Here is a 2,532-nt window from a genome sequence, read left to right as displayed (position 1 = left end):
GGGAGCGCAATATTTACTGAAGTATTGATTGAAGCAATACTCCAGCTCTCCGAAATGTTGATTTTTATTTGCCATACAATGNAGTTTTAGATACCCAATAACTGTTTACGTGCCTGCTCGATGGCTTTGTGACAAACGTTCATCTGCTTTGGATAGAAACGTGCGAGCCAATCATCCAATAAAATTTCATCATTGATGAATTTCACAGCTAACTGACGAGTGATCTCTATTGCTCTCTCTCCTCTTTCCCTGCCATTNAACCACGCTTTTGTCCAACAGCGTGTCCCTGTTGTGTCGAAATAGACGGATGCTTCTCGACTGATGTCATAACTGTGAATATCAATTTCAAGATTTTCCAAAGGATCGAGTNTCAAGCCGTTTTCGGCAGCTTCTTCAGAAAGTTTTTTTTTTGAGATTCATCCCAAGATTGGGGATATATTCCTTGACGGACTGCCAGAAATCCAAGAAAATCCTCGATTAGGATTTCCTGAATTTTCTCTATCAATGGAGCACTGCGCTCGGACAGNCCTAAGGGATTACCTAAATTGGGCATTNTTTCATAAAAATAATTTTTATCTGCTGCTTTTGAAAGNATATTCCTCAATGACGCTTCCATCTTTTTAGGAGGNATATAGGTTTTCGTTCGAAGCTCATTCATGTAGGTAGGAAGCCAGCGGAGCATNAGNGTCATGATCTCATTCTGNCTATCGTCATACTTGGTGGAAATTTTCCTGTCACCCAAAGCCTCGGTAGTAGGCTGGCGGGTGATACCCATGGCAGCCAGCTGCTGTATGTTTGCCCAAATCATGGCAATGAAATTTTCAGGATCAAGNACTTTTCCGTTAAACCGCACTTCCATGTGTAGAAAATCACCAGCACGGGCNATTTCCTGNCCNGCCTTTACNTCNGTNCCGTAAGGAGTGTAGGCTTCGGAAACGTTTCCATANGTAACTTCGTATTTNCCGTACCTNGANACAATATAGTTCTCGTGAACGGAATCATGTCCAGCTCCAATAATCATACCGCTTGCAATGGCATATAACGGTTTGTCCTTGACGGCATAATCAACACCTTGGTGCTGAAATCTTTCTCCCGTCTTGGGATGGGTTTGCTCTCCATAAGGAAGGATAACCTTCAGTTCTTCTTTCTCNCCCAAGGNAAAAGGCATCATGAAGCCNCTTGCCGACTCCAAGAGCATGTCCTTATAATCTTTTGCATCCATATACTATACTTGTTAGATTTAATATGTCATATTCCACGGGAGCGACGTACCACTGGTTCTTCCGATACAGGCAAATCAACTTGTCCCCGATGTTGTTCCGCCATCAAGTCTGGAGCGACAGCATACCTTGGTAGCTGCTGCATTGGCTGACCTTCCGATTGACGATGATTAATGTTGCGCAGAGTCATACCGCCCAACATCATACTGGCCATTTTACCAAGCCAACCAAANGGACCAAACATCATGTAGGACGANAGTGCGAGGGACGCTAAATTCATCTTTGATACATTTCCNCCCGTAAGTTCACTGGCAACAGAATGCACACCGTTCATCATTGTGCCAGCAACGCCTCCTTGCTGTTGTTGTAATGCTGGTGTCATACCTTGTCCCATCATTTGNCTTGTTGACGGATATTGAGGAGTTGTAGGATCATAATACCCCCCGTTATTGTTGGAAACCATTCCGTTACCCGAGAAATAATGCCCAATCTGCTCCTTGCCTGTCTCATAGAGGTCAGCCCCTTCTCCAAAGACGGAAGCAACGCCACCTTTTATGCCTTGATACAGCCCTGCTGCTTCACCTGCAGCAGAACCNATGCCAGAATTTAATTTACCATAAGTACCATTGCCGAAAAGAACATCCGTGAGATTGGCGACCATGCTGACTTCATTGCCTTGATCGTCTACTTTCTTTCCTAATGTCGTTTCACCGAGAACACCAACGAGACCTTTTTGTGCGGCATCATCGCCACCTATGGATTTCATTACGTCTGGCAACAGCGTTCGTCCAGTTACCTGACGATAGGCAACTGAAGATAGAATAAGACTTGCAATAGGATGATTAGCAGAGTATCTGGCGTACTGACCAGCCCAACCTGCAGTCTTATTGATGACTTTACCGCCCTCTCTCCAGCCTGTCTTGGCTACTGTCTTGAGCGATTCCTTATTGATAAGAGCTGCTCTTTTGGCTGTTTCTTCTGCAACTTGTTCAGCCGCTTTTGCGGAATGAGCAATGCCATGGCCAGAGGCCTTGGTTCCGTCAATGATGACACGCCCTGCCTTTGGGGCGGCCTTGGCTCCCAAATGCTCGGCAGTCTTAAAACCTGACTTGGANTTAGACAGACTTTTCTCCCAATTTTTGAAGCCGGACTCTACCTTAGTGACCTTTCCCCCCATGGATTCTATCCATTTGGTATAGCTGGCCTTGCTGGCATAACGCCCTTCCTTCATGACAGAATTNGCCAATGCTTTGCCGACTGTTTTCTCTGCACTTTCAGCGGATTTCGCTGCTAATTTGACACCTACCTTTTC

Annotated in this window: 2 protein-coding genes; both read right to left on the bottom strand. The window is 45.3% G+C overall.

Annotation, left to right across the window (positions count from 1 at the left end):
• Nucleotides 1-86 precede the first annotated feature (86 nt).
• Nucleotides 87-359 carry a hypothetical protein gene (locus HMPREF9304_RS12510; protein WP_197061676.1) on the bottom strand — a complete coding sequence of 91 codons (273 nt, stop codon included), beginning with the start codon at nt 357-359 and terminating at the stop codon, nt 87-89.
• 11 nt (nt 360-370) lie between these two features.
• Nucleotides 371-1,168, bottom strand: a complete 798-nt coding sequence (locus HMPREF9304_RS12505; RefSeq protein WP_445236348.1) for a M23 family metallopeptidase — start codon at nt 1,166-1,168, stop codon at nt 371-373.
• Nucleotides 1,169-2,532: the final 1,364 nt, after the last annotated feature.

It is taken from the genome of Hoylesella timonensis S9-PR14, assembly GCF_000762405.1.
GTDB classification, from domain to species: domain Bacteria; phylum Bacteroidota; class Bacteroidia; order Bacteroidales; family Bacteroidaceae; genus Prevotella; species Prevotella timonensis_A.
This window is presented reverse-complemented; position numbering and strand designations above follow the sequence as displayed.